This window comes from Hymenobacter psychrotolerans DSM 18569 (assembly GCF_900142395.1).
Classification (GTDB): domain Bacteria; phylum Bacteroidota; class Bacteroidia; order Cytophagales; family Hymenobacteraceae; genus Hymenobacter; species Hymenobacter psychrotolerans.
The window spans coordinates 58,950-84,623 of record NZ_FRAS01000014.1; the positions used below are offsets into that span (position 1 = coordinate 58,950).

Annotated in this window: 28 protein-coding genes and 1 tRNA gene; 16 read left to right on the forward strand and 13 right to left on the reverse strand. The window is 61.8% G+C overall.

All coding sequences use genetic code 11. The features are described from left to right. Nucleotides 1-49: 49 nt before the first annotated feature. Both cdaA and folP read right to left on the reverse strand, forming a co-directional pair. Entirely contained in the window at nt 50-895 is an 846-nt protein-coding gene (gene cdaA, locus BUE15_RS13390; protein WP_073285896.1) for a diadenylate cyclase CdaA, read from the reverse strand. After that, a complete protein-coding gene (gene folP, locus BUE15_RS13395) occupies nt 892-1,773 on the reverse strand; it encodes a dihydropteroate synthase (protein WP_073285898.1) in 882 nt (293 codons plus the stop codon). Before folP ends, cdaA begins: the two co-directional genes overlap by 4 nt. A 144-nt stretch (nt 1,774-1,917) precedes the next feature. On the opposite strand from folP, the gene BUE15_RS13400 reads away from it, so the two are divergent. The 6 genes from BUE15_RS13400 (at nt 1,918) to BUE15_RS13430 (ending at nt 8,262) form a co-directional block, all read left to right on the forward strand. Further along, nucleotides 1,918-2,496 carry a DUF1599 domain-containing protein gene (locus BUE15_RS13400; RefSeq protein ID WP_073285901.1) on the forward strand — a complete coding sequence of 193 codons (579 nt, stop codon included), beginning with the start codon at nt 1,918-1,920 and terminating at the stop codon, nt 2,494-2,496. A gap of 158 nt (nt 2,497-2,654) precedes the next feature. After that, on the forward strand, nt 2,655-3,761 hold the full coding sequence (locus BUE15_RS13405) for a BT_3928 family protein (protein ID WP_073285904.1): 1,107 nt from the start codon (nt 2,655-2,657) through the stop codon (nt 3,759-3,761). 141 nt (nt 3,762-3,902) lie between these two features. Further along, nucleotides 3,903-4,958 carry an ABC transporter permease gene (locus BUE15_RS13410; RefSeq protein ID WP_073285907.1) on the forward strand — a complete coding sequence of 352 codons (1,056 nt, stop codon included), beginning with the start codon at nt 3,903-3,905 and terminating at the stop codon, nt 4,956-4,958. 6 nt (nt 4,959-4,964) lie between these two features. Then, entirely contained in the window at nt 4,965-5,507 is a 543-nt protein-coding gene (locus BUE15_RS13415) for a shikimate kinase (protein WP_073285910.1), read from the forward strand. A gap of 69 nt (nt 5,508-5,576) precedes the next feature. Then, a complete protein-coding gene (locus BUE15_RS13420; protein ID WP_084549039.1) occupies nt 5,577-6,254 on the forward strand; it encodes a sterol desaturase family protein in 678 nt (225 codons plus the stop codon). Between the two features lie 655 nt (nt 6,255-6,909). Further along, nucleotides 6,910-8,262, forward strand: a complete 1,353-nt coding sequence (locus BUE15_RS13430; protein ID WP_139252286.1) for a hypothetical protein — start codon at nt 6,910-6,912, stop codon at nt 8,260-8,262. On the opposite strand, the gene BUE15_RS13435 is transcribed toward BUE15_RS13430, so the two are convergent. Then, a complete protein-coding gene (locus BUE15_RS13435; RefSeq protein WP_073285918.1) occupies nt 8,259-8,711 on the reverse strand; it encodes an IS1 family transposase in 453 nt (150 codons plus the stop codon). The two genes, BUE15_RS13430 and BUE15_RS13435, sit on opposite strands and share 4 nt — an antisense overlap. Before the next feature lie 7 nt (nt 8,712-8,718). After that, nucleotides 8,719-8,982: a transposase-like zinc-binding domain-containing protein gene (locus BUE15_RS13440; RefSeq protein WP_139252287.1), complete on the reverse strand. Its 264-nt coding sequence runs from the start codon at nt 8,980-8,982 to the stop codon at nt 8,719-8,721. Between the two features lie 165 nt (nt 8,983-9,147). Here BUE15_RS13440 and BUE15_RS13445 point away from each other — a divergent pair, with 165 nt between their 5' ends. Then, complete coding sequence (locus BUE15_RS13445) at nt 9,148-9,681, forward strand: T9SS type A sorting domain-containing protein (RefSeq protein WP_073285923.1); 534 nt, start codon at nt 9,148-9,150, stop codon at nt 9,679-9,681. A gap of 88 nt (nt 9,682-9,769) precedes the next feature. Here the strand turns inward: BUE15_RS13445 and BUE15_RS21990 are convergent, their stop codons facing one another. Beyond that, complete coding sequence (locus BUE15_RS21990) at nt 9,770-9,943, reverse strand: hypothetical protein (protein WP_170865266.1); 174 nt, start codon at nt 9,941-9,943, stop codon at nt 9,770-9,772. A 264-nt stretch (nt 9,944-10,207) separates the two neighbouring features. Between BUE15_RS21990 and BUE15_RS13450 the strand changes: the two genes are divergently transcribed. Together BUE15_RS13450 and BUE15_RS13455 are read left to right on the forward strand one after the other, a co-directional pair. Next, entirely contained in the window at nt 10,208-11,017 is an 810-nt protein-coding gene (locus BUE15_RS13450) for a universal stress protein (RefSeq protein ID WP_073285926.1), read from the forward strand. Between the two features lie 760 nt (nt 11,018-11,777). Further along, nucleotides 11,778-12,731, forward strand: coding sequence for an FUSC family protein (locus BUE15_RS13455; RefSeq protein ID WP_170865267.1), 954 nt, complete (start codon nt 11,778-11,780; stop codon nt 12,729-12,731). An 89-nt stretch (nt 12,732-12,820) separates the two neighbouring features. On the opposite strand, the gene BUE15_RS13460 is transcribed toward BUE15_RS13455, so the two are convergent. From BUE15_RS13460 to pheS, 4 genes are all read right to left on the reverse strand, one after another. Next, a complete protein-coding gene (locus BUE15_RS13460; protein ID WP_244535950.1) occupies nt 12,821-13,648 on the reverse strand; it encodes a glutathione peroxidase in 828 nt (275 codons plus the stop codon). A 49-nt stretch (nt 13,649-13,697) separates the two neighbouring features. After that, nucleotides 13,698-13,771 (reverse strand) — tRNA-Asn (locus tag BUE15_RS13465). A gap of 95 nt (nt 13,772-13,866) precedes the next feature. Then, nucleotides 13,867-14,343, reverse strand: coding sequence for a Rieske 2Fe-2S domain-containing protein (locus BUE15_RS13470; protein WP_084549042.1), 477 nt, complete (start codon nt 14,341-14,343; stop codon nt 13,867-13,869). Between the two features lie 77 nt (nt 14,344-14,420). After that, a complete protein-coding gene (gene pheS / locus BUE15_RS13475) occupies nt 14,421-15,458 on the reverse strand; it encodes a phenylalanine--tRNA ligase subunit alpha (protein WP_073285934.1) in 1,038 nt (345 codons plus the stop codon). A gap of 270 nt (nt 15,459-15,728) precedes the next feature. Here pheS and BUE15_RS13480 point away from each other — a divergent pair, with 270 nt between their 5' ends. The 4 genes from BUE15_RS13480 (at nt 15,729) to BUE15_RS13495 (ending at nt 17,809) form a co-directional block, all read left to right on the forward strand. Continuing rightward, nucleotides 15,729-16,193 carry a hypothetical protein gene (locus tag BUE15_RS13480; protein ID WP_073285937.1) on the forward strand — a complete coding sequence of 155 codons (465 nt, stop codon included), beginning with the start codon at nt 15,729-15,731 and terminating at the stop codon, nt 16,191-16,193. A gap of 61 nt (nt 16,194-16,254) precedes the next feature. Continuing rightward, nucleotides 16,255-16,617: a hypothetical protein gene (locus BUE15_RS13485; protein WP_073285940.1), complete on the forward strand. Its 363-nt coding sequence runs from the start codon at nt 16,255-16,257 to the stop codon at nt 16,615-16,617. A gap of 155 nt (nt 16,618-16,772) precedes the next feature. Then, nucleotides 16,773-17,045 carry a hypothetical protein gene (locus BUE15_RS13490; RefSeq protein ID WP_073285943.1) on the forward strand — a complete coding sequence of 91 codons (273 nt, stop codon included), beginning with the start codon at nt 16,773-16,775 and terminating at the stop codon, nt 17,043-17,045. A 131-nt stretch (nt 17,046-17,176) separates the two neighbouring features. Beyond that, the gene (locus tag BUE15_RS13495; RefSeq protein ID WP_073285946.1) at nt 17,177-17,809 is read left to right on the forward strand and encodes a hypothetical protein; all 633 of its coding nucleotides are present in this window, start codon (nt 17,177-17,179) and stop codon (nt 17,807-17,809) included. A gap of 91 nt (nt 17,810-17,900) precedes the next feature. Here the strand turns inward: BUE15_RS13495 and BUE15_RS13500 are convergent, their stop codons facing one another. The 4 genes from BUE15_RS13500 to BUE15_RS13515 form a co-directional block, all read right to left on the reverse strand. Beyond that, nucleotides 17,901-19,190, reverse strand: a complete 1,290-nt coding sequence (locus BUE15_RS13500; protein ID WP_073285949.1) for a M16 family metallopeptidase — start codon at nt 19,188-19,190, stop codon at nt 17,901-17,903. Between the two features lie 57 nt (nt 19,191-19,247). Continuing rightward, nucleotides 19,248-20,750, reverse strand: coding sequence for an ArnT family glycosyltransferase (locus BUE15_RS13505; RefSeq protein WP_073285951.1), 1,503 nt, complete (start codon nt 20,748-20,750; stop codon nt 19,248-19,250). A 108-nt stretch (nt 20,751-20,858) separates the two neighbouring features. After that, nucleotides 20,859-21,530 (reverse strand): hypothetical protein, encoded by a 672-nt coding sequence (locus BUE15_RS13510; protein WP_139252288.1) that lies wholly within the window; start codon nt 21,528-21,530, stop codon nt 20,859-20,861. Nucleotides 21,531-21,965: 435 nt separating this feature from the next. Then, on the reverse strand, nt 21,966-22,613 hold the full coding sequence (locus BUE15_RS13515; protein ID WP_073285957.1) for a porin family protein: 648 nt from the start codon (nt 22,611-22,613) through the stop codon (nt 21,966-21,968). 151 nt (nt 22,614-22,764) lie between these two features. Between BUE15_RS13515 and BUE15_RS13520 the strand changes: the two genes are divergently transcribed. The 3 genes from BUE15_RS13520 to BUE15_RS13530 all read left to right on the forward strand — a co-directional run bounded on the left by BUE15_RS13520 (nt 22,765) and on the right by BUE15_RS13530 (nt 25,665). Next, nucleotides 22,765-24,828: an alpha-ketoacid dehydrogenase subunit alpha/beta gene (locus BUE15_RS13520; RefSeq protein WP_073285960.1), complete on the forward strand. Its 2,064-nt coding sequence runs from the start codon at nt 22,765-22,767 to the stop codon at nt 24,826-24,828. A 139-nt stretch (nt 24,829-24,967) separates the two neighbouring features. Further along, entirely contained in the window at nt 24,968-25,261 is a 294-nt protein-coding gene (locus BUE15_RS13525) for a hypothetical protein (RefSeq protein WP_073285962.1), read from the forward strand. A gap of 83 nt (nt 25,262-25,344) precedes the next feature. After that, on the forward strand, nt 25,345-25,665 hold the full coding sequence (locus BUE15_RS13530; RefSeq protein WP_073285965.1) for a hypothetical protein: 321 nt from the start codon (nt 25,345-25,347) through the stop codon (nt 25,663-25,665). Nucleotides 25,666-25,674: the final 9 nt, after the last annotated feature.

A 25,674-nucleotide genomic window follows, 5' to 3' on the forward strand; every position in this document is an offset into this window, starting at 1 on the left:
GGCCACGCGGCCAGCCACCTACCTGACGACAAAAGCAGCCTGCCCGTTGCTACGCCGCTACTTCCGCCGCCGATGAGGCCGAAGCCGGCGCGGCTGGCCTAGGGGCGGCATCAAACAGAAACTCGTTGAGGCGGGCGCGCAGGTCAGAGGCGGCCAGGTTGCGGTATACTTCGCCGCCGCGCACCAGCGAAATCTGGCCGGTTTCCTCGCTTACCACCAGCACCACAGCATCGGTCACCTCGCTCAGCCCGATGGCGGCGCGGTGGCGCAGCCCCAGGGCGGCAGGCACGTCGGGGTTTTCACTTACGGGCAGAATGCAGCGCGCCGCCTTGATGCGGCCCCGGCTGATAATAACGGCCCCATCGTGCAGCGGCGAAGTCTTGTTGAAAATGCTCAGCAGCAGCCGCTTGCTTACGGCTGCGTCAATCAGGTCGCCGGTGTCGCCGAAGGGCTTGAGGTCGGAGGCCAGGCTGAAGGCGATGAGCGCGCCGGTCTGCTTGCCGGCCAGGCTCTTGGCGGCCTCCACGAAAGGTGTTACGCTGAGCCGCTCGGCCGCCCCGTTGTCGCGGCGCCACGGAAACACGCGCATCCGCTCAAAAGCGGTGGCCTTGCCGATGTTGAGCAGAAACCGCCGGATTTCCTGCTGAAACAGGATGATGCCGGCCAGCACGCCCACGCTCATAAACTGCCCCAGAATGCTGGTCAGCAGCTCCATGCCGGCGGCCTTCACTACCAGATAAAACAGGTAGATGGACATGAAGCCCAGAAAAATCTTCAGCGCCACGCTTCCCGTCAGCAGCTTGTAGAGCTGATAAAACAGCACCGTGACCAGCAGAACGTCCACGACGTCTATCCAGCCGATGCGCAGGAAGCCGATGGAGAAGGAGCCAATCACGACGAGAGCTGCGGGTAAGTGGTAGAAACGAGCTGTACGGTTTGCACGGCTTCCGCTACATCGTGTACGCGCAGCAGCCGGGCCCCGTTGAGCAGCGCCAGCGCATTGACGGCAATAGTACCCGTGAGGGCTGCATCGGGGGCCAGGCCGAGCGGCTTATACACAAGGGCTTTTCGGGAGAGGCCCGCCAAAATGGGCAGGCCCAGCACCCGCAGCTCGGGCAGCCGGCGCAGCAGCTCGTGGCTCTGGGCCGGCGTTTTGGCAAACCCGAAGCCGGGGTCCAGCACGACATCCGTAACGCCGGCGGCCCGCAGCACGGCCAGCTTGTCGCGGAAGTAGCGCACCATTTCCAGCACAATGTCGCCTTCGTAGTGCGTTTGCTGGGCCATGGTCTGGGGCGTGCCGCGCATGTGCATCAGAATGTAGGGCACACCCAGGCGCCCCGCCGTGGGCAGCATGTCCGCGTCCAGCTCGCCGCCGCTGATGTCGTTGAGGATGTCGGCGCCGGCAGCTACGGCGTCGGCAGCTACGCCGGCCCGGAACGTATCGACGGAGAGAATGGCTTCCGGAAAGGCACGGCGCACGGCCTCTACGGCGGGCAGCAGGCGGCGCTTTTCCTCGTCTTCCGAAATGTCCTCGGCGCCGGGGCGGGAGGAGTAGCCGCCCAGGTCGAGCACGGCGGCCCCGGCCTGCAGCATGGCCTCGGCGCGGCGCAGCAGCTCATCAGGGGAGCCGATGCGGTTGCCTTCAAAAAACGAGTCGGGGGTCAGATTCAGGATGCCCATCACCTGCGGGCGGCGCAGATCGAGCACTCGTCCGTTGGGGCAGCGCAGGGTTTGCGCCGCCGGGAAACATGTATCTTGCAGGGCCTGGAGCATGGATTTGGGTGTCTGAGCTGTCGTCCTGAGCGGCGCGAAGAATCTTCTCCTGCCTGGACTGGTTGGGCTACCGTGACAAGGTCCTTCGCGCCGCTCAGCACGACAGGCAATACGGGCGAATTGCAACAAAATAGGCTGAAAAACTTGGAGAATCAAACCCAGCACGACTACGACCGGATAATAGCGCAGTGCCGCCGCCTGTTTCTGGCGAAGGCCCACGACTACGGCACGGCCTGGCGAATTATGCGCCTGCCCAGCATCACCGACCAGATTTACATCAAGGCCCAGCGCATCCGCAGCATTCAGGAAAAGGGCACGCAGCTGGTAGCCGACGACGTAGACGGCGAGTTCGTGGCCATCATCAACTACTGCGTTATTGCCCTGATGCAGCTGCGCCTGCCGGCCGAGGCCCCGCTGGACCTGGCCCCGGAGGAAGTAGCCACTGCCTACGACGAGGAAACGGCCGAAAACCGCCGCCTGCTGTTCGCCAAAAACCACGACTACGGCGAAGCCTGGCGGCAGATGCGCATCGAAAGCATCACCGACATTATTCTGATGAAGCTGCACCGCACCAAGCAGATTGAGGACCTGGCCGGCGCCACCCGCGTGTCGGAAGGGGTGGAGGCCAACTACCGCGACATGCTCAACTACGCCGTGTTTGTGCTCATCAAGCGCGGCTGGGCCAGCTCCGTGGCCGAGGCACCAGCCGGAAGCAGCCACTAGCCCCGAAGCTGCGTATTTGGGGCACTGCCGGAAACTCACCCTGTTCTGCACTGTTTCCTGCCCGGTTTAGAGTTTCTTTGTTTTCCTTATTCGGCAACCGCCTGCTACAGAGCTGCGCCCGAGCCACCCGTTCGTTACCCCGTCACCTCACACCGTCCATGAAACTATTCACGAAAGTCTGCTGGCTGCTGCTGGGGGCGCTGTTTATCTTCTCCGGCCTGATTAAGCTGAACGACCCGGTGGGCACGGCCCTGAAGCTGGAAGAGTATTTCGAAGTATTTGCCGTGGATTTCGGCCGCTTTTTCCTGATTTTCAAGGACTACGCCCGCACCATCAGCATTTTCCTCAGCTCGCTGGAAGTCGTGCTGGGCGTGGCGCTGCTGCTGCGCTGGATGCTGCGCCAGACCATGTGGGTGCTGCTGGGGCTGCTCATCTTCTTCGCCTTCCTGACCTTCTACTCGGCTGCCTTCAACAAGGTGACGGACTGCGGCTGCTTCGGCGACTTTATCAAGCTCACGCCCTGGCAGTCGTTTGGCAAGGATATGTTGCTGCTGGGCATGTGGCTGGTGGTGTTCCTCAACTACCGCTACCTGCGCTACAGCTTCGCCAAAGGCCAGCTGGGCGTGGTGTACATCACGCTGGCCTGGGCCGTGGCCATTGGCATTGGGGTGCGGGCGCTGGGCCACTTGCCCTACTTCGATTTCCTGCCCTACAAAGTCGGCAACGACATTGGCAAGCTGATGAAGCCGCTGGAGCAGGCCCGCTACCAGTACGTGATGGAGCGCAACGGCGAAACCAAAATCTTCGATCAGTATCCCACCGACTCGACGTGGAAGTACAAGAGCATGGAGGTGCTGAATCCCGAAACGTCCAAGCCGGTTATCACCGATTTTGAGGTGTCGGACGTGGAGGGCAACTCGTTTACGAAGGAGTTGCTGACCGGTAACAAGCTGGTGCTCATCGTGCAGAATACCAACAAGACCGACCGGGAACGGTTCAAGGCCATCAACGCCCTGCTGGAAGAGGCGACCAAGTCGCGCCGCAAGATTCAGTCCGTCACCATCACCAGCACCAGCCCCGCCAAGTTCGATACGTTCCGCCACGACGTGAACCTGGCCACGCCCTACTACTTCGCCGACGCCACCGTGCTGAAGTCCATGATTCGCTCGAACCCCGGTCTGATGGTGCTGCAGGACGGTAAAGTGCTGGCCAAATACCACTACCACGACATTCCGGCCCTGTTCAACGTCGAGAAGCTGTTTTAATTTTTAGTGACGGGGAGACAACGTGAATAAGTGAATGGTAAAAAGTGACAGGTAAATGGTAACGGGTCTTGTTGCCACTTATCGGTCACGCGTAGCCTGTCGCTGTTCACCTCATCTCCCCGTTACTAGCTACTTCTGCCAATGCTCACTTTTATCCTACGGCGGCTTGGGCACGGCCTGCTGATTCTGGCAGGGGTGGCCCTCACAGTGTTTTTCCTGTTTCAGGTGCTGCCCGGCGACCCGGTGGCACTGCTGGCCGGCCAGCGCTCCGACGCGGCTACCCGCGCCGCCATTGCCGCCGACCTCGGCCTCGACCAGCCCATGCCCGCGCAGCTGCTTGGCTACCTCAACGACGTGTCGCCGCTGGGCGTGCACCCGCGAGACTCCGCCGGCACGGCTAAGTACGGCGGCCTCACGCTGCTCCCGCTCGGCGGCAACGCCGTGGTGCTGAAAACGCCTTACCTGCGCCGCTCTTTCCAGAGCAATAAGGAGGTATTGACCATTCTGCTCGACCATTTCACGGGCACGCTGTGGCTGGCGCTGGCGGCCATGCTGCTGGCGGCGGTGCTCGGTATTACGTTCGGGATAGTAGCGGCGCTCAAGCCGCACTCCTGGCTCGACCGGGCGCTGATTACCACGTCGGTGCTGGGCATTTCGGTGCCTTCGTTCGTGGCCGGCATCCTGATTGCTATTACGTTCGGGTTCTACTGGAGCCACTGGACGGGCCTTAATCTGACGGGGCAACTGTTTGAGAATGACGCCTTCACGGGGCGTCACCTGGTACTGCGCAACCTGCTGCTGCCGGCCTTTGCGCTGGGCATCCGGCCGCTGGCCGTCATCACGCAGCTTACCCGCTCGTCCATGCTCGATGTGCTAAGCCAGGACTACATCCGGACGGCGCGCGCCAAGGGGCTTTCCAGCTACCGCACCGTGGTGGGCCACGCCCTCAAAAACGCGCTGAACCCCGTCGTGACGGCCGTATCGGGCTGGCTGGCTTCCCTGATGGCGGGGGCGTTTTTCATCGAGTACATCTTCAACTGGAAGGGCTTGGGTACGGTCACGCTGCGGGCCGTCGAGAACCTCGATTTTCCGGTTGTGATGGGCGCTACCATCTTTATTGCGGCGCTGTTTGTGGTCGTCAATATTGCCGTAGACGTGCTTTATGCCGTGCTCGACCCGCGCGTCCGGCTTTCCTGATTGCACATGAGCCCTGTTCCTCCTTTTCGCCAGCTGCACCTGGTTGGGATGCCCGGCGCAGGCAAAACCACGCTGGGCCGGGCATTGGCCGTGGCCTACCAGGTGCCGTTTCTGGATCTTGACGAAGAAATCACGCGGCGCGAGCAGCGGAGCATAGCCGCTATTTTCGCGGCCGAAGGCGAAGCCTATTTCCGGGGACGGGAAGCGGCTGTACTCCGCGAGGTGCTGCAGCGGCCGGGCGCCTTCGTGCTGGCTACGGGCGGCGGCACACCCTGCTTTCACCACAACCTGGAGGCGCTGCAGCAAACCGGCTTGGTGCTGTATCTGGAAGTGCCCGTGCCCGAGTTAGTGCGGCGGGTGCTGGCTTCGGCTGCTACCCGGCCGCTGCTGGCGGCTGCGCCTACTGCCGAGGCCTTGCGGGAGCGGCTGGATGAAACCTTGCGGGCTAGAACGCAGTTTTACGCCCGTGCATCGTTGTGCTGCACGGCGCCGGCCTGCACCGTAGAAGACGTGCAGCGCCTGCTCGGCGCCTATTACACCACGGGCTGATTTACCTCCGGCACCGCTTCTTTACGCAATGCTGCGTACTTTTGGGCCTTGAATCAGATACTTGCTTCCATGAACCAGACTGCTTCTGCTACCCCCGCTCCCGACGTGAAACCCCGGCCAACTACCGCCTCAAACCCCGTGAAACCAAAGCACAAAGGGTCGGCGCAACTGTTTGAGAATCCGATGCTGGAGCGGCTTACGCACACACATATTGCGGCCCCGCTCAGCATCTTTTTTGCCGTAGCCGCCGTGAGCCTGTACTACAGCCTGAGCCAAGGCCTGCTCAATGGCCTGTCGGCTTTCGGGCTGTTTCTGGCCGGCTGGTTTCTCTTTACGCTGGCCGAATACCTGATGCATCGCTACGTGTATCACATCAAGGCCGATACGCCGCGCAAAGCCAAGTTTCAGTACACCATGCACGGCGTGCACCACGAGTACCCGAAAGACAAGACCCGCCTGGCCATGCCGCCCATCCTGACGGTGTTTGTCACGTCGCTGCTGTTCTTCATCTTCCGGTTTACGTTCGGTAATGCGGGCTTCGGGCTGCTGGCGGGCTTCGTGTTCGGCTACGCGCTGTACCTGTTTGTGCACTACGCCATCCACGTCTACGCGCCCCCGAAAAACTTCCTGAAAGTGTGGTGGCACCACCACGCCCAGCACCACTACCGCCAGGACGAAATTGCCTTCGGCGTGAGCACTACCCTATGGGACCACATTGTAGGGACCATGCCCGACAAAAAGCAATAGAGGCACTCTCTGTATAGCTACAAAAAAAGCCTGCCGGTTTCGGCAGGCTTTTTTTGTAATCAGCGAATAGTACATTCAGAAAAAGGAATTTTAATTATTACAGTGGAATATTCAATTTAAGCATGAAAATACTTTGTTTCAGCTGCTTATGCCTTGTGTTGAGTTGATAGCCACTTAGACTATTCGTAGCTTTCGGACTTATAAGCAGCTAAGCTGGCTTGGACTTTTCATTCACGAAATCGTTAGAGCGTCACGTCCCCTTTATGAAAAAAAACTACAGTATCCTTGCTGGCCTTCTGGCTAGTGTAGGCACACTGCCGGCCACCGCCCAGCATGAGTTTACAAACGCGAATATGGGAGCGTATACCCAGGATTTTAACACATTAAGCGGGAGCTCCTTTTCTAACAACAACACCATTAAGGGGGTATATGCTCAGGCGGAGTTCGGTACTACGCCCTTTACTCCAACCGTAATTGCCTCTAACGACGGCTCAAACATAGCAGCCAACTACTACTACCACTTTGGGGATGTAGGTAGTACAGACCGTTCCTTTGGCGGAATAGCATCTACCACTACGATGGAACCGGGCATGTGGGGCTGCGGCTGAAGAACAGCAGCACCTCCATCATCCGTAGCCTGGACATTGTGTATGCTATGGAGCACTGGTACAACTCGGGGAAAGTAGATAGAGCGCGTGTTGACGTATCGTATCAGAAGCGGGCTGCCGGTTCTACAATTACTAGCCTGCTCAGCGGCTCAGGCACTTGGACGGCAATTCCGAATCTGGGCGTCGATGCGCCCTCTACTGCAACAGTTATTGCCAGCCGCGACGGAAACTCCATTTCTAATCGTCGGGTGAAGCAGGCTACGCTCAGTGACATCAATCTGGCCCCCGGCGAAGAAATTATGATTCGATGGAGCTACCTGCTGAACAACACCACCAACGGTAACGGCCTTTCTATCGACGACGTCACTATTTCGGCCTTCACAAACGTCTTCTACTCCAAAACAGCAGGTAATATTGAGCTTGCTACGAATTGGAGTTCAACTCCGGATGGTACTGGGGCACTGCCAGGCAACTTCAGCTTCTCGCTGCCTAACGCAACGTATTACGTTCAGGGGAATACAATAACTTCAGGTAGCAATGCATCCAGTCGCATCAACGGTACCAACGCTGGAGTTTGGACGGTAAATGGTGCAAACTCGCGTGTGGTAATTGGCCTGCCTGGCGCCACGACTCCTACCCGCTTGTACCTGTTCAATGATGACAATATCGTCGGCAAAGTAGATGTAAGCAGCAATGCGGCCCTAGCAATCCAGCAGCCTAATTATTCTTTCACACTTGGGCAGCTTGACAATACCAGCACAGTTGAATACTATACCTCGTCGAGTGCGATGAATATAGCGCCGTTGGCATACGGGAACCTCAAGCTGACTGCTGCCGGAAATAAGGTGCTTACAGGCAATACCCTGGTAAACGGAACGCTTACTTTCGCCACAGGACCTGACTTGTTCCTGGGTGATTATAACCTGACTATCCAGCGCGGTGGCGGCATATCTGGCACCACTTCGTCTTCCTACATTGTAACGAATGGCATAGGCCGCCTGAGCCAGACTGTATCCAACAGCGGTGCTGACGTGCTGTTCCCGATTGGCTCCTCAGCCACCAGCTACACTCCGGCCCTGCTACAGCAGCCTAACAGCACCACTGCCCGCAACGAGGACGTGTTTTCTGTGCGTGTGATTGATGGCCTCTTCCGCCGCTACGATGCCGATGGGAATGGAGTAGCCGGTACGGAAGTATTGGCCGCCAACGTGAAGAAAACCTGGCTGGTAGACGAAGAGGTGACCGGCAACTCGGATGTGAAGATGACCCTGCAGTGGAATACTGCGGACGAAGTAAGCACGGGAGATGACCAAACCCGGTTTGATCGTACAAAAGCCTATATCGGGCACTTCATCAACCGACCTAACCTGCCGCCCACTTACGATAAGGCGGTGGTCTAAGTCAGAGTGAGGTTGTGATTGTCAATGACAATTTTAATTCGGGCTGCGTGCATCGTCAGGGATTTACTGAACGAGCAGGTTTTGCGCACGAGGACCGCACAGCGTTGACGCAAGGAGCAATTGAGGGCTTCCACGATGCTGGTCTGACCCTCTGCTTTGGGGCATGGGCGGTGCGGGCCAGTGGGCAGGGCTTCCGCGTAGGCCGGAAACAGGTCGGTGAAATACCAGCAGTGCCGCCGGTAGCGGCGCGGTAGCGCGGCCCACAAGCGGCGGGCCGTGGCCGCATCGCGGCGGCCCAGCACCCAGGCCACCACGCGCCGGCTGGCGCGCTCGACGGCCAACCAGAGCCATACCTTGCGCCGTTTGCGGCCCACAAACGTCCACATCTCATCAAGTTCGAGGGCCTCCCACTGCCGGCGCTGGGCCTTTTTCGGCCGCCGCCGGGGCAAGGGTGGGCTAGGTTGCTGCGCTTTTTTTTGCCAGTTTGGCCACGGTCATGCGCGAGACGCCCGTCACGCGCACGATGCTGCGCTGAGAGTTGCGCTCGGCCAGCAGCTTTTCCACCTGGGCGTAGCGCGCCGCCCGCGCGGGGCCAGCCGGCTGCAGCGTGCCTTGGAAACCGCAGGCTTTGCACTGGTATTTGGCCCGCCCGCCGGTGCTGCCGTTTTTGCGCACTTGCTCGCTCGAGCAACGCCCGCACAGTTGAGTCGTGACTATCATAAGCCCAATACGTCAATCACTTGTGTTTAGACCACCGCCTACGATAAAACGGCCCCACTTGCAGCATATCAGGGCTTTCCTAACACCAGTTTCAGAGTAAACCGCTCTGGTATCACCAGCTTCTCGCCCTTCGCTGTTTCCTCACGGGCTGATGCGCCTCTGCCTGTGACGCTGGTTGCCTTTGGAGCGGTGCGGGATGGCGCCGTGGTGCGCTGCGACTGGAAGACGGCTTCCGAGCAGAACAACCGCCGGTTTGTGGTGGAGCGTAGCGCCAACGGCCAGGATTTCACGGCCCTCGGCACTGTAGCCGGCAGCGGCACTACTTCTACCGCCCGCAGCTATTCTTATACCGATGTAGCGCCGCTGGCCGGCACGGCTTACTACCGCCTGCGCCAGGAAGACACCGACGGTACGGCTGCCTACTCGCCGGTAGTGGCCGTGCAGGGCTGCGCTGGCTGCGGCGTTGGGCGCCTGGCGCTGGCTGTAGCACCTAACCCGGGCACCGGCCTGTTCCGCCTCCTCGACCAGCACAACGCGCCGCTTGCCATTACGGGCACGGTGAGTAACCTGATGGGGCAGACCGTACGCGAACTGCACGCGGAAGCCACCCTTGACCTGAGCACTCAGCCTGCCGGGGTGTACCTGCTGCGCGTCAGCACGGCCCAGGGCCCCCAGGTGCTGCGGGTTGTGAAGGAATAGTAGCCCACTACCCACCGAACAAAAAAGGCCGCTCCCAGGAGCGGCCTTTTTTGTTCGGTGGGTAGTGTAGCAAAGACTCGGGTAGCGGCTAGCGCCGGATGCGGCTGATAACGAGCCAGAGCAGGAACACTACCAGAAACACGCCGATGATGCCCGTCCAGGCTCCGGCTTTGAAAATGGTGCCAATGGCGTCGCAGCCGCTCAGCGAGAAAGTCAGCAGCACCAGCAGGGCCGCGAGAAACGGAAAACGTAGGCTATTCATGGCGGGCGGAGAGAAGTGAACAAACAGCCGCCCTACGCAGCGGGCGGCTTTGCATAGGCATACTAGGCTACTCGCAAAAAGGTTAGCCGGCCCCGGCCCAGGCAAAACGGCCGCCCTGCCAGCGCCCCGACGTACGCTCCGTACCGACGGACGGCAGCGCCTGTCTGCTATGCGTCATGCCGGAAGATGATTTTGCTCATTCCGCTGCCACCCCCGATTCTGTAGATTGCCTGCCTTTTCCAGCCTTCCTTCCTTCTCTGTCCTATGGCCACGTCGCTGCTCATTCTCACCGACTTTTTTCAGGCTGCAAACCGCGCCCTCGACTACGCCACCAACCTGGCCGAGCCGCTTAAAGCGCGCCTCGTACTGCTGCACGTGCGCCGCAACTCCGTTATCGACCCGGAAATGTTCACCGGCGAACTGTCGAATCTGAGCAAGGAGGCCATTGCGCTGGCCCTGCACAGTGTGGCCGGCAATCTGTCGGTGCCGGTAGTGGCGGAGGTTGGGCACGGGCGGGTGGCGTCGGCCGTTGCCGATGCCGTAAGCCGGCACCATCCGGCCCTGATTGTGCTGGGCCGCCCCAACTACGATGGCACCCCCGACGAGTTGGTGCAGACTACTTCGCTTGATATTCTGCGCACCACACCGTACCCTATGCTGGTGGTGCCGCACGCCGTAGCCTCTACGGCACCGCCGCGCCGGATATTGCTGGCCGTTGATGGCGAGCCATTTACGCTGGGAGAATACACCGGTGCCGCCCGCCAGCTGCTCACCGACCTGGGCGCCGAGCTGACGGTGCTGCACGTGGCCAACGATACCGCCGAAACCGAGGCGCTTGATACTGTGCTGCGTACCGGCCTCGCCACCGATTTGCAGGCTATGGTGCGCGTCCGCACCGTGGCAGCCAGCACGCCGGCGGAGGGCATTCTGGCAACCGCGCAGCCCACCGACTTCGACTTGGTGGTTGTTATAGCCCGGCAGCATAGCTTCTTGGGCAAGCTTTTCCATCGGAGCGTAACGGCGCAGGTGCTGGTGCATAGCACGGTTCCGGTGCTGGTCCTGACGGCTAAGTAGCAGCGGCAACTAACACACTAGGCAGCCGCTGCCAGCCAGGCAGGAGGGGGGGCTGGTGTAGGAGTGGTTTGTTGTCAGTTGGAAATGTGCCTGATTGCTGGTGCCCCCTGTCTGGCCGAAATGCCCGCATCCAGGCGCTTTATGAGAGGGTAGACTATGGTAAAGTGGCCTTCGTGATGATTTCGCTGGATCAGCAGCCCGCAAAAGCCACGGCGCTATTTCGCCGCTATAGCCTGCCGCTCTACTTGCCGGCTGGCGCGCGGCTACTCCTCTCGATTCTCGGGCCATTCCGGCCACCATCATTCTGGCCCCGACGGACAGGTTGCTGCCCGCCACGAGGGCATAGCCGACTATAACACCCCCGAATTTCGGGCGGCCCTCAAAAATCTGGCTGCCGGCGCCGCCGCCAACTAAAACAGCAGTGTCTAGCGGTATCTGCCACGCCCGGGCTACCCCGGTCGTAGCGGCGCCGTTATATTCCGCCGCCATTTGCGTATCCCGAAACCACCTGTTCGTGCGAAATTCCCTGCGTTTTGGGTAGGGCCGTGGAGTGAGCCGCACGCGGCAGTATCCTTGGGTGGCTAACCCAGCGTAAGCAGGCGTACTGGTGGCCACTTACATAACGCCTATGAAAGCCCGCATGAGCCGTTACATGCCCCGGACACGGCGCGCTATGCGGAGTCTGGTACAACTCCATGATGCGCCCTGGCGCTGGAAGGTGGGCCTGCAGGCTGGGCTGGCGGTTGGTTTGCTAGTCGGCTTGTTTACACTCGCTGGCCATCAAAACCTGGGGCTACAGGCGGCATTGGGCAGTTTTACGGCGTTGTACGGCGCCGGCTTCAGCCGCCCCGACCGGGCCCGGCTGTTACCGTTGGTAGCAGCCGGCCTGCTGCTGGCAGCGGCGCTGGGGGTGGTCTGTGCCGGCAATGAATGGCTGACCAGTGCCTGCCTGATACTGGTTAGTGGGCTGGCTAGTGTACTGGTGCTGGGCTTTCGGCTGGGGCCGCCCGGCCCACTGATGTTTGTGCTGGTAGCAGCCGTAAGCGGGCATATAGCCGCGCCGGCCGCATTAGGAGGCGCTGCCCAGCCCGGCTTGCGGCTGCTGGCTCTGCTGGCTTCCGGTGCCGCGCTGGCCTACCTGGTAGTAGTAGCACCACTAGCGCTACCAGGCAGGAGCCGTAGCCCGGCAGTAGGCTTGGGCGTGTTGTTTCCCCGCTTCCTCCTCGACGCCGGAGCCCGGGCCGTTGCGCTGCGGGTGGTAGCAGCCGTGCTACTTGACAGTCTGATAAGCCAGCCGCTGGGTGCGCACCGTACCTATTGGGTTATCATAGCCACTATGGCCGTGTTGCAATCCAGCCAGTCGCGGCGCCTGACCAGTATCCGGGCAGTGCATCGGGTGGCTGGCACCCTGCTGGGAATAGGAGTATTCGAGGTACTGCTTCTGGCTCGTCCGGCCGGTATCTGGCTGGTAGGGCTGCTCATGTTGCTGCAGGGCATCACGGAAATGGTGGTAGCGCGCAACTATGCTTTGGCGCTGCTTTTCATCACGCCTATGGCCCTGATGAACTCTACCGCCGGCCACGCAACCGAAACGCTGGTACAAGTCACCGTGCAGGGCCGTATCCTCGACTCTCTACTGGGAGCGGGCATTGCTATGGGGGTGTTCTGGCTCGGTGAAGGCGTGCTGTACCTGCGCGCCGCCAAGAATAGATAGCAGTGCGTCAGGCTATTTTGGGTGGCGCACCCGGCGGCTCCTGTCGGCCGCTTCTCCGGGGCAGGAGCCCGACACACGGCCCCAATGGCTTAGCGTCGCGCGAGCTGGTTGGTTACGGCTTCGCTGAGCGGTGAAACGGCTGGCCCGAAATAGTGCGTCAGGCGCCCATCTTCACTAATGAGATACTTCGAGAAGTTCCAGTCCGGGGCCTGCTCGTTCCAGCCGTTGCGGCGCGCATCGCTCAGCCACTGGTACACCGGATGCTGCTGCGGCTGCTTTACTACCACGCTTTTCTTCATCAGCGGAAACGAAACCCCGAAGTTCACTTGGCAAAACTGCTCAATGGTCTTGTCGTCGGCCTTTTCCTGCTCGGCAAAGTCGTTGGCAGGAAATCCTAGTACCACCAGCTGATCGGCATATTGCTCCGAAAGCTGCTGCAGTTCCTCATACTGGTTGGTATAGCCGCAGTTGGAGGCCGTATTGACCAGCAGCACCTTTTTTCCCTTCAACGCCTCGAAGGAAAACGCCTGTCCATTGTTAAGTTGGCTATCGAGCTGATAGAACGGCACCGGCGCTGCGGCCGGCTTGGGGCTTTCCAGCACTTTGCCCCGGCTGCCCGACTTGGACAACCGCATAATCAGCGGATACAACAGTTTCAGGAGTTTCTGGCGGAAAGAAGCCATAAGCTTAGAACGAGAAAAAACGGCAAATAGAACAAGCCACCGCGGCTGCCAGAATAAAATCCGGGCGACATACTCACGAGTGAACTCAAGATACAGCCAGCAGGCAAAAAGGTTCTGCAACCAATGATGCGCGTACCCAGGGGCTGATATGAAATAGAAGAGTACCACCACTGCGGCGCAATTCGGTTGCAAAGGCGTGTATGGTAGCAACCAGGCGGGCAGGGAAGCCGGCAAAGAAAAAGCCCGGTATAAAACTGATGTGCAGTTTCGTACCGGGCTCGTGCGCTCCCTCCTGGGCTCGAACCAGGGACCCTCTGATTAACAGTCAGATGCTCTAACCGGCTGAGCTAAGGAAGCGGTTATGGCGGCGTATTTTGCCGTTGCTGGTGCAATATTAGAGCAAAGTTTCGGAAGCTCCAAATATGTATTCCGAAAAAACTACGTCGCTTTTTTTAATTCGTGATTGTCAGGATGTTCCCGGAGAGAGAAGTGCTGTATTGGCGCAAACTTCTGTTGGCAGGGCCCTGTTGCACGCGGCCCTGCAGGTCGAATTGGGAGCCACAGCACGGGTCTTTCAGGAACAGCCGCGACGCGTCAATCCGCACCCGGGCGCAGGTATCGTTGGCGCGGTAAGGGCAGTTGCGCTCGAAAGCATAGTAGGTGCTGGCGTTCTGGCGCACTACAATCAGCCCCCTGACGCCGCCCGGAGCATAGGCCGCGCCGTTGTCTGAGCGCAGCGTCACGTATTCCTGGTTGGTCAGGTACACGGGGGTGTTGAAGGCGACAATAGGAATTTGCGGCTCCACGGCGCCTGGCTCCGAGCCGCAGCCGGAAAAAGCCATCTGCACGCCAAACAACAGCACGCTACCTATAGCGCGGCCGAAAGCTGGCAGGGCTGCTGCAGGAGTTATAGTGGCTGCTTTGTGCATGGAGCGGGCAAGTTGGCGGATATAGGTCAGGCTGCTTTAACGTTGCGGCGCAGGCTTGTGGTATGAACTGCTACCTGCTATTGTACGCTCTCGAACTGCCGCAGAAAACGCATGTCGTTTTCCGTGAACAGGCGCAGGTCCTTGATCTGGTATTTGAGCATGGCAATCCGCTCGATGCCCATGCCCCAGGCGTAGCCGGAGTACCGCTCGGGGTCGATGCCGGATTGCTCCAGCACGGCCGGGTCTACCATACCGCAGCCCCCGATTTCTACCCAGCCACTGCCTTTGCAGATGTTGCAGCCCTTGCCTTTGCAGATGAGGCAGGTAATGTCGATTTCGGCGCTGGGCTCCGTGAACGGGAAGAACGAAGGACGGAAACGCACCTGCACATCAGCACCGAACAACTCCTGCACGAAGTAATACACCGTCTGCTTCAGGTCGGCGAAGCTCACGTTTTCGTCCACGAAAAGCGCCTCTACCTGATGAAACATCATGTGGGCCCGAGCAGAAATGGCTTCGTTGCGGTACACGCGGCCCGGCATAATGCTGCGGATAGGCGGTTTCTGCGTCTGCATCACGCGCACCTGTACGGGGCTGGTGTGCGTGCGCAACACCCACTCCGGCTCGCCCGGAGTGCGGCGCACGAAAAACGTGTCCTGCATGTCGCGGGCCGGGTGGTTTTCGGGGAAGTTCAGGGCCGTGAAATTGTGCCAGTCGTCCTCTATTTCGGGGCCTTCCGCCACATTGAACCCAATGCGGGCCAGCACCCGCACAATTTCCTCGCGCACGATGCTCAGCGGGTGGCGCGTGCCCAGCGCATTCGGAACGGTGGGCAGTGTGTAGTCGAAGGTGGGGTCGGCGAGGGTGTTGGCCGCAGAAGCCTCCAGTTCCTGCCGACGCTCATCGAACCGGGACTGGGCCAACTGCTTGAGCTGGTTCAGCTCCTGGCCTACAGCGCGCCGCTGCTCCTGCGGCACCGTTTTCAACTGGTCGAACAAGTCGGCCAGCTGGCCTTTGCGGCCGGTGTAGGCAATGCGGAACTGGTCGAGCTGCTCAGGGGTGCTCAGGTCGTAGGCTTCGATTTCGGCGCGCAGCCGGCTGATATTTTCCTGCATAGTACTGCAAAGGTAAGTTGATTGGCGCTTGCAGGATATGGATTGTTGGTGATTGAAAATTATTGCCTGACTAACAGCTGATTAAGAAGAATGCGTGTGCTTCTGGGGGAACGAATTTTCAAGGGGCACTGCGTTTTGCAAAAGTTGGTACGGTTGCTGCAAAACGGCTTCCTACCAACGGCCAGCAGCCGGAACGCGGGGCGCCACCCGTTCTGTAGCAGGGGCTTATGGGCTAACGCCCGCTTCCTTTTACTTCGACTTTTCACTGCTATGAAATCGTTCTTCCTCTCCGCCTTCCTGCTGGTTGTTTCGGCCAGCGCCTCTTTTGCCCAAACCCAGTATTCGGTAGCTGCCGACTCGTGGCTGGAGGAGCCCGCCGCTGCCGACGAAGCGCCCCGCTACAACATGGGCTGGAACACGGCCCCCGGCCAGAGCCTAAGCCTGCACGACCGGCCGAGCACCGACTACTGGGGCCGGCCGCTAAAGAAAAAATCGGCCAACCTCACTACTGCCGCTACCAAAGTCGTGGCCTACGTTGAGGAGGAAAGCACCGATCCGATGATGAAATCGTCGGGGGTGATGGTGGCGCCTGGCATGAGTTCTTCGCCTTACCGGCGCGTCAGCACCGATTACTGGGGCCGCCCCCTGAAGCAAAAATCAAAAACGTCTTCCTCGCTGGCTAAAACGGTAGAGCAGTCGGAGCCAGTGGCTTCCACCACTGCCAGCAACTGGTAAAGCGACCAAAGCCGCAAGGATTCCGTAGGAGGAAGATCCGCTCACCCAATTGCTCTTCATCATGCGTACTTCTGCACTACTCGTTGCGGCGCTGACCATAGCCGGCTCACTGTTGGCTACTTCCGCCCACGCTCAGGCCGTAACGCGGCCCGCCGGCACCAAAAAGGCCGCCAACGGCTACCACCGGACCAGCAATACCAAATCCAAGGCGCGGGCCGGGGCCTACGCCCGCTACGACCGGTCGAACCGCCGCGACGAAGAGAACCTGAAGCTGGCACCGGGCCTACGGCTGAACATGCCCAGCCCGCCCACTACCGACTATATGGGCCGCCCGCTCAAAAAGAAAACGCCCAAGCCCGCTACCAGTGGAGCCAGCTCCATTTCTTCGGAAAAGCAGGCTGCTCCGGCCGCCAAGCGCAAATAAGACCTGAAGGCTGGCCCTGCCAGTTCAGACTAAAAAGCCCCCGCCCGGTTGCACCACAGCCGGGCGGAGGCTTTTTGGTGTTGCCAGAGGCGGAAAGAGAGTTGTGCTGATTTATGTGTAACTTATTGTATGTCAAACCATCCAATTGTTCTGCTATGGCACGTTCCGCCCTTGTACTCGCCCTGGCCGGTAGCCTACTGGCCCTGACGGCCCAGGCCCAATCCGCTACTAAAGCTAAGCCCGCCCCGGCGGCTCCGGCAGTGCAGCCCTTTGCGCCTGCCGCCTCCGACGCCGCCGCCGAAATGCCGCCCGCGCAAGCCAGTCCGGCAGCTGCCACACCTGGCAGCCAACCCCCGGCCAAGCCAGCGGAGGAGACCCTGCCGGCTGCTCCGGCGCAGGAGAAGGCCCGGCCCGGCAAACAGCGCTAACCACAATTCGGTGTAATTGTCGCCCCGACAGGAACTTCTGCCGGGGCGTTGCGTTTGCGAAAAGCGCGCAACGGGTTTCTCAACCAGCGTGCGGAGCCGTATCTTGCAGAACTTTTTTAACTCTTTTTCAGATGACCCGTTTTGCTTTTCCGTTGCTGCTGGCCGGCACATTTCTGACGCTTGCGCCCGCCCAGGCGCAATCCAAAAAATCCAACGACGGATGGGGCTCATCCGACGGCTGGGGCACGCCGGCGCCGGCACCTGCTAAAAAAGCAGCTGCTCCGGCCAAGAAAGCCACGGGTGCTGCCGCTACGCCGGCCGCTGCCCCGGTTGAGGAAACGGCTCCGGCTGCTGCTCCCGTAGAGCAGGTTTCCAGCAAAGCCGGTTTTGGCGGTGGCGGAGCCGTTGATGCAGGGGGAGGCTCGTCGGCGCAGCCGGGGGGCTCGGTGGTAGCCCCTGGCTTCACTGCCGCTCCTTCGCACCGCGTCACGACCGACTACCGGGGCCGGCCGCTGGCTCCTTACGTGAAGCGCAACGTCCGCCGCCCCGACCCGGTGGTGGTAGCGCCCGCTCCTGAGCCCGAACCCGAGCCGATTGCCGTGGAGCCTACTCCGGCCCCGGCTCCGGCAGCTTCCGCTACTGCTACCAAAGCCTCGGCTGGTGCCGCAGCGGCCCCTAAGAAGGCTGCCGCTCCCGTGAAGAAAGCCGCGGCTCCGGCCAAGAAGAAAGATGATGGCTGGGGCTCCGGCGGTAGCGGCTGGTAAGCCATTCGCCGTTTCCGGCACTCTAGCAGCGCCCCATCAAAAAGCCCACCCGACACGCGTCGGGTGGGCTTTTTGATGGGGCGCTGCGTGGTTACTGGGCGCTGTCGGCTACGGCTTCATCGGCCAGGGCAGGAGCGGCTTCGCGGGGCTGGGCGCGGTAGTAGAGCGTGCTGCAGTTGTCGGGGCGCAGCACCTCGCGGGCGGCGGCCAGCACGGCAGTGGGGGTCACGGCCTGCAGGCGGGCGCTTTCCTCGTTCACGAGGTTGGCGTCGCCCATCAGCTTGCTGTAGGCCAGGTTCATGGCCCGGTTCAGCAACTCAATTTCCCCGAACACGATACTGGCTTCGGCCTGGTTCTTTACTTTCTCCAGCTCCTCGGCAGGTACTTCGGTGTCGCGCAGGGAGGCCAGCACAGCTTCCACGGCAGCATCGGCGGCTTCCAGCGTCACGCCGGCATTTAGCTTGCCGCTCACCACCAGCAGGCCCGGCTCCAACGACCCCATCACGGACGCCGAAATGGAGTTGAACAAGGCCTGCTCCTTCACCAGCTGCTGGTAAAGCCGGCTCGACTTGCCCCGGCCCAGCAGGTCGCTGAGCAGATCCACGGCATAGTAGTCATCGGCGCTGCGGGCGGGCATGTGGTACACTTTGTAGAGCGCGCTCAGGGGCACGTCGGCGGCTACTTCCAGGAAGCGGGCCTCGGTCTGGCGCGGCTCCTGCGGCAGCTGCCGCTCGTAGGCGGGGCCGCCCGCAATGGGCTCAAACCACTTCTCGGCCAGGCGCCGGGCCTCGGCCACCGTCACGGCGCCGGCTACTACCAGAATAGCGTTCTGCGGCGCGTAGTGCTTCTTGAAAAAGGCCCGCACGTCGTCCATCACCGCGTTTTCGATGTGGCTGACTTCCTTGCCGATGGTGGCCCACTGGTAGGGATGCTGCTGGTAGGCCAGGGGCCGCAGCTTCAGCCACACGTCGCCGTAGGGCTGGTTGAGGTAGTTCTGCTTGAACTCTTCCACCACCACCTTGCGCTGCACTTCCAGCCCGTTTTCCGAAAACGCCAGGTTCAGCATCCGGTCCGATTCCAGCCAGAAGGCGGTTTCGATGTTGGCGGCCGGCAGCGTCAGGTAGTAGTTGGTGATGTCGGGGGAGGTGAAGGCGTTGTTTTCGCCGCCCACCCGCTGCAGGGGCTCATCGTAGCTCGGAATATTGACTGAGCCCGAGAACATGAGGTGCTCGAACAGGTGCGCGAAGCCGGTGTGCGAGGCTTCCTCATCGCGCGAGCCCACGTTGTAGAGCACGTTGAGCACCGCCAGGGGCGTGGTATGGTCTTCGTGTACGATGCAGCGCAGGCCATTCGCCAGCGTAAATTCTTCGAAATGAATCATAGGAGCAAGAGTTACAAACTAAGATGCCGGCCCCGGCCGGCCCGGGGCCCGGCGCCGCTACCGGCGGGTTTCCAGCCGAAGCGTTACGCACGAATCGGTCTGGAGGATGAGGGTGGTGCGGTACCACCGCTCCCACTCGCGGCGGGGCTTGGCTCCACAGATAACCACTAACCGCCCCGCGGAGGTTTCGTTTACTTTCCAGGGCGGCACCCGCTCGATGCGGTGGCCGTGCTGCATCTCCATGATGGTGCGGTAGAAGATAGGGCTGTCGTTGAACTGCCCGTCGTCGCCGTGGTAGTACTCCCGGATGCCGGGCTCCAGCTCCAGCTGGTGGCGCAGGTGGGCCCCCAGCCGCAACGACGGCACCCGGTACCGGTCGTCGTAGATGCGGGCAATGGCCCGGCACTGCGCCCAGTACGGCAGGCACACCAGCACCAGCAAACCGCCGAGGCGGGCCAGCGGGCTCAGGTGCCACTGCTGCTGCGCGGCCACGGCCCGGCCCATCTGGAGCAGCCCGCTGGCCGCCAGCAGCGCCAGCAGCGGAAACATGGGCGCACTGTACCAGTGCAGCTTGGTTTGGGTGAGCGCCAGCACCAGCATAAACATGCCCACCACGCACAGCACGAACCGCACCAGCCACCAGCCCTGGCTGCCTTTCGGCAGCCGCCAGCCCAGCAGGCCGCCCAGCAGCGCCGGCACCAGCCAGTAGATAAAGCCCGACTCCATCAGGTTGGTCAGGTACCAGTAGGCCTCGTGGTGGTGGCCTTCCAGCTCGCTGCCGGCCGGCCCGCCCAGCTCGTACTGCCATACCGCCGCCAGATAGCCCGGCGCGGCCTGCTCGCGCACCAGATACCACGTGGCCATGCCCGCCGCCAGCCCCGCCAGCGCCAGCCACGGAGCCGGGCGGCGCAGCCGCTGCGTCTGGCCCAGTACCAGCGTGGCCAGCACCAGCCCCGGGCCGAAGAGCAGCCCGGCCACGCCCTTCGTGAAGGCCGCCAGGAAAAAGAACAGCCCCGTGAGGGCCGCCGCCCGGGCCTGCCCCCGCTGCAGGTAGCTCAGCCAGCTCAGGGCCCCCAGCGTAGTCCAGAGCGTGAGCAGGGCATCGAAGTCGCCGGTGCGCGTGGTGTGCAGGCCGATGTAGCCGCCGGAAGTCAGCAGGATAAGGGCCGCCAGCAGGCCGCCTTCCCAGCTGCCCAGCCAGCGCCGCCCGGCAGCATACACCACCAGCGTAGTGGCCAGCGCGGCCAGCGCCGCCGGCAGCCGCAGCCCCAGCTCCGACAGCCCCACCACCCGAAAACTCAGCGACAGCAGCCATGGCCAGAGCGGCGGCTTGCAGTTCCAGAGGTCGGGCTTCAGCTCCCCGTCGCGCAGCACCAGCCACTCGTTGTGGCGCACGATGTTCAGGCCATTGAGGCCGGTGCGGGCCTCGTCGTATTGTTGCACCGGGTGGCTGTCGAGCAGCCAGAACAGCGGCAGAAAAGCCAGCAGCAGCAGTAGGAGCAGCGGCCCCAGCCGGGACCAGCGGATACGGGAGGAAAGCGGACGGGCAGGCGTAGGCACGAGCGAAAGCGGCAGGGAGACTATAAAAACAGAAGCACCCGGCCACCGGGTGCTTCTGGTAAGCAAGGTAGAAAGAAGCAGCCCGCGCCGCAACCCGGCCAGGGCCGGCTATTGCTTCGGCGCGGGCACCTTGTCGTAGATGACGTACTGCTCGTGCTTCGTGACGTCGGTTTGCACGTAGAGGGCCTTGCCCACTTCGCTCAGGTAGCTCAGCTCTTCATACAGCGCGTTGGCGGCGCGCAGGCGGGTCTGGGTGGTGCTGTAGCTCTCGTTTTCGGCATCCTGCTGCTCGTGCAGCGCATCCAGAAACTGCTCGTTCAGGTCGGCCAGCGCGGCCAGCTCCGCCTCCGTCACGCCCTGCTCCTTGTAGTCGGAGAGGGTGCGGCGGCCCACCCGCACGGCCTGCCGGATGCCGGTATACAGCTCGGCTTCGCGGGCGCTGTTCAGCCCGCTCGTCCCGAAGGCCTTGTAGGCGGGCGTCCGGTCGTTGTGCTTCAGGCCCACCTTGCCCATCAGGGCCTGCATGGCACTCAGCAGCTGCACCCGCAGCGCGTCCTTGGCCTGCGTCAGCACGGCCGCCGACTGCACCATTTCCTCTTCGGTGGGCATATCAGCGAATTGCTGGATAAGCGTATCGAAGCCGTCGAGGCGGGCCGGTTTTACGCCCCGGCCCGCGAAATCGGCCGCGTCGCGGCGCATATAGCCTAGCTTGGTGGAGGCCATGAGCAGCAGCTCGGCCTGGGGCATGTTAAACGATGGTTCGAGTGGTTTTTGCTTCATGGGATACAAATGGGTATAAGGAAGTTAGGAGCCGCCGCACCCGCGCCGGCACGGCCCTAAGCTCCACAACTGCGGCCACATCTGCAAGGGCCGCGCCGTGCCCGTTGGCCGGGTGCCCGCGAGGTGTTGCCGGCGCGTGGCGGGCTCTTGCCGGCGCGCCGGGGCATCTGGCCGGCTCACGGCGTGCTGTTGCCAGCCCGCCCCGAGGGTTTGCCACGCCACCGCGAGAGTTTGCTAGGTCGTTGCGAGGGTTTGCCACGTCGTCGCGTCCATTTTTGGGACATGGATAGGACTTTGGCGGGTGCCGGAGGGAATTTGTTGTATTTAAACATGACCCGGCATCCTATGCCAACGGCGCGGGTCCCTGCCCTACCTGCGCCCCGCCCTCCCGGTCCGACGCGGCAGGCGTCCGACCGGGAGGGCGGGAGTGGCAGCCTAGCGGTACCATACAGGCATCAGGCCCAGGCCCACCAGCACGAGCCGGGGGGCGGTGCTGCTGTAGCGGGTGCCGCTGCCGGCCAGCCGGGTTTCCTCGTAGGCCGCCGATACGCCGTAGCGCACCCAGCCGCTCAGGGCCAGGGTGCGGCGGTGCCGGTGGCGCACATCCGCCTCCAGGCCCAGCAGCACGAAACTGTCGTGGGAGCGGAAAACCAGCGGGTCGGAGAAGGGGGGCTGGCCCGGGACCGGGCCCAGGCGCCACGCCCGGCCGCCGCCCAGCAGCACGTGCAGCGTGGTAGTGGGGAGGCCGGTGCGCAGATACAGGGGCAGGGCCAGATAGGAACTGTTCTGGCTGGCGGCCGGCAGGCGGCGCTGCTCATACGAGGGCTCGGCCACCAGCCATACCCGCGGGCCATGGTTGGGAGCGAGGTAGTAGCCCACCCGCAGGCCCGCGGCTGGCCCCAGGCGCATACCGGGGGCCGGGTCCGGCGCCGGGTCGGCCCGATACCAGGAAGCGGCCACGCCCAGGCGCGCGCCCAGCAGCCAGCGCGGCCGTACCAACGCCAGGCTGTCGGCCAGGGGAAGCTGCGCGGCGGCCCCCAGGGAAGCCAGCAGCAGCGGAGCGGTCAGCAGAAGGCGGCGCATGCGTGGAGGCAGGAGGGCGTGTACAGAATAATTGGATAGCCTGAATATAGAGTTTGGGCCGGACTTGTGCGCGGCGCGGAGCTACACCGTGTGGCCCTTCGGCCCAAACCCGTACTTTTGGCCCCGACATTCTCCCACCCGCTTCTGCCCCATGAACTTCGACCGGAAAGATTACTCCAACGACACCCTGCTCCATCTGTATCAGCACCTGCTGAAACCACGCATGATAGAGGAGAAAATGCTGATTCTGCTGCGCCAGGGCAAGGTCAGCAAGTGGTTTTCGGGGATAGGGCAGGAGGCCATTTCGGTGGGCAGCACGCTGGCCCTGGAGCCCGACGAGTACATTCTGCCGCTGCACCGCAACCTGGGCGTGTTTACGGGCCGCGACATTCCGCTGGACCGGCTGTTTGCGCAGTGGCAGGGCAAAACCACCGGCTACACCAAAGGCCGCGACCGAAGCTTCCACTTCGGCACCAACGAGCACCACATCGTGGGCATGATTTCGCACCTGGGGCCGCAGCTGGCCGTGGCCGGCGGCATTGCCCTGGCCGATAAGCTCGACGACCGGCCCAAAGTCACCATCACGTACAGCGGCGACGGCGGCGCCTCCGAGGGCGACTTCCACGAGGCCCTGAATGTGGCCGCCGTGTGGCAGCTGCCGGTCATCTTCATCATCGAAAACAACGGCTACGGCCTGAGCACACCCAGCCGGGAGCAGTTCCGCTTCAACTATTTCATCGATAAAGGCCCCGCCTACGGCATGGACGCCGTGCAGGTAGACGGCAACAACGTGCTGGAAGTGTACGACACCGTGCGCCGCCTCGCCGAAGACCTGCGCCAGAACCCGCGCCCCGTGCTGCTGGAGGCCCTCACGTTCCGGATGCGCGGCCACGAGGAAGCCAGCGGCACCAAGTACGTGCCGCAGGAGCTGTTTGAGGAGTGGGCCCAGAAAGACCCGGTGGAAAACTACGAGAAGTGGCTGCTGCAGGAAGGCATTCTGGACGAGGAAGCCCGCATGCGCTTCCGCGAAACCATCAAGCGCGAGATAGAAGAGGGCCTGAAAGTAGCCGACGCCGTGCCCATGCCCACCGCCAGCCTCGAAGAGGAAATCGGGGACATGTACGCTTCTGTAGAAGCTAGTAGTGAGAACTTAGAAGTTAGAAGAAATGCCGCTGCATCAGCTGAAACAGCTGTTTCCCCGCTGCATTCGGAGTTTCCGGCTCTTAGCTCTCAGCTCTCAGCTCTAAGTTCTACAACCGATAAGCGCTACGTAGACGCCATTTCGGACGGGCTGCGCCTGAGCATGGAGCGCCACCCCGAGCTGGTGCTCATGGGCCAGGACATTGCCGACTACGGCGGGGTGTTCAAGATTACGGACGGCTTCGTGGGGCAGTTCGGCAAGGGCCGGGTGCGCAACACGCCGCTCTGCGAGTCGGCTATTGTGGGCGCGGGGCTGGGGCTGAGCATCAAGGGCAAGAAGGCCATGGTGGAAATGCAGTTCGCCGATTTCGTGAGCTGCGGCTTCAACCAGATTGTAAACAACCTCGCCAAAAGCCACTACCGCTGGGGCCAGAACGCCGACGTGGTGGTGCGCATGCCTACGGGCGCGGGCACGGCCGCCGGTCCGTTTCACTCGCAGAGCAACGAGGCCTGGTTTACGCACACGCCCGGCCTGAAAGTGGTGTACCCCAGCAACCCCGTAGACGCCAAGGGCCTGCTCTGCGCCGCCTTCGAGGACCCCAACCCGGTAATGTACTTCGAGCACAAGCTGCTGTACCGGAGCATTTCGGCGCCGGTGCCGGATGCCTACTACACCACGCCCATCGGGAAGGCGGCGCTGGTGCGCGAGGGCGAAACGCTCAGCATCATCACCTACGGGGCGGGCGTGCACTGGGCGCTGGCGCTGGCCGAAGAGCTGAACCTCGACGCCGACATTCTGGACCTGCGCACCCTACTGCCCTGGGATGAGGAAGCCGTGCGCAAAACGGTAGAGAAAAACGGCCGCGTGCTGCTGCTCCACGAAGACACGCTCACGGGCGGCCTGGGCGGCGAAATCGGAGCCTGGATTGCCGAGCACTGCTTCCAGCACCTCGATGCGCCCATTCAGCGCGTCGGCTCCCTGGATACGGCCGTGCCGTTTGCGCCCAGCCTGGAAAAGCAGTTTCTGCCCCAGCACCGCCTGCGGCTGGCCGTAGAGAAGCTGCTGAATTATTAGGGAATCGGACGTCGTTCGGGAACGTCATTCCGAGCGTAGTCGAGGAATCTCGCTAGTGTAGTAAATTCAGTACCAGCGTAACGTCAGCACGCGAGATTCCTCGACTACGCTCGGAATGACGTTCTATTTTCGTAACTCCATGAAACCACTCATTATGCTGTGTCTGCTGACGCTGCTGGCGGGCTCCGGCTGCCACCGCTACGCCCTGCCCAGCCCCAAAGGCCCGCCGCAGCCCAAGGTGAAAAAAGCCGCCAAAGGCTCGGCCGATGCCAACGCCGACGGCACGGCCGCCAGCAGTGAGCCGGTGGAGGTGAAAATCCAGAAGAACAGCTACACCAAAAACGGCCTGCTGAAAAAGCCCAAATACGAACGGCGCAAGCTGAAAAAGAAAGTTGGCCAGCGCAGGTTCCTGGGCTTCACGCTGCCCTTCTAGCCCCGGCCGCGTCGCCTGGAGTGATTCTTGCGTACGCTCTTTATCTAGTGTCCTGTTTGTGTACTACCGTTGCTGTGTATCCGATGCGTGTTCTGCTCCTGTTTCTCGGCCTGTTCTGCTTCTCGGCCACTGCCGCTTCGGCGCAGATTGTGAAAACCAACCAGAAAGCCCAGAACCGCCGGGCCCTGCGCGACGCCCGCAAGTATCCGGCTCCCTACAAGGACTCGCATCTGGCCGTAGGCAAAGACGACCTGAAACGGGAAGGCGGCGGCCGCTCCGCCGAGGCCGACGACGACCGGGACAGCTACAAGTTCGACAACACCGGCGCGGCCCGCGTAAGCGAACCTACCTACCCGGTTTTACGTCTGCGAAAGAAGAAAAAGGACAACGCAGCCTCCAACTAACTCACCCTT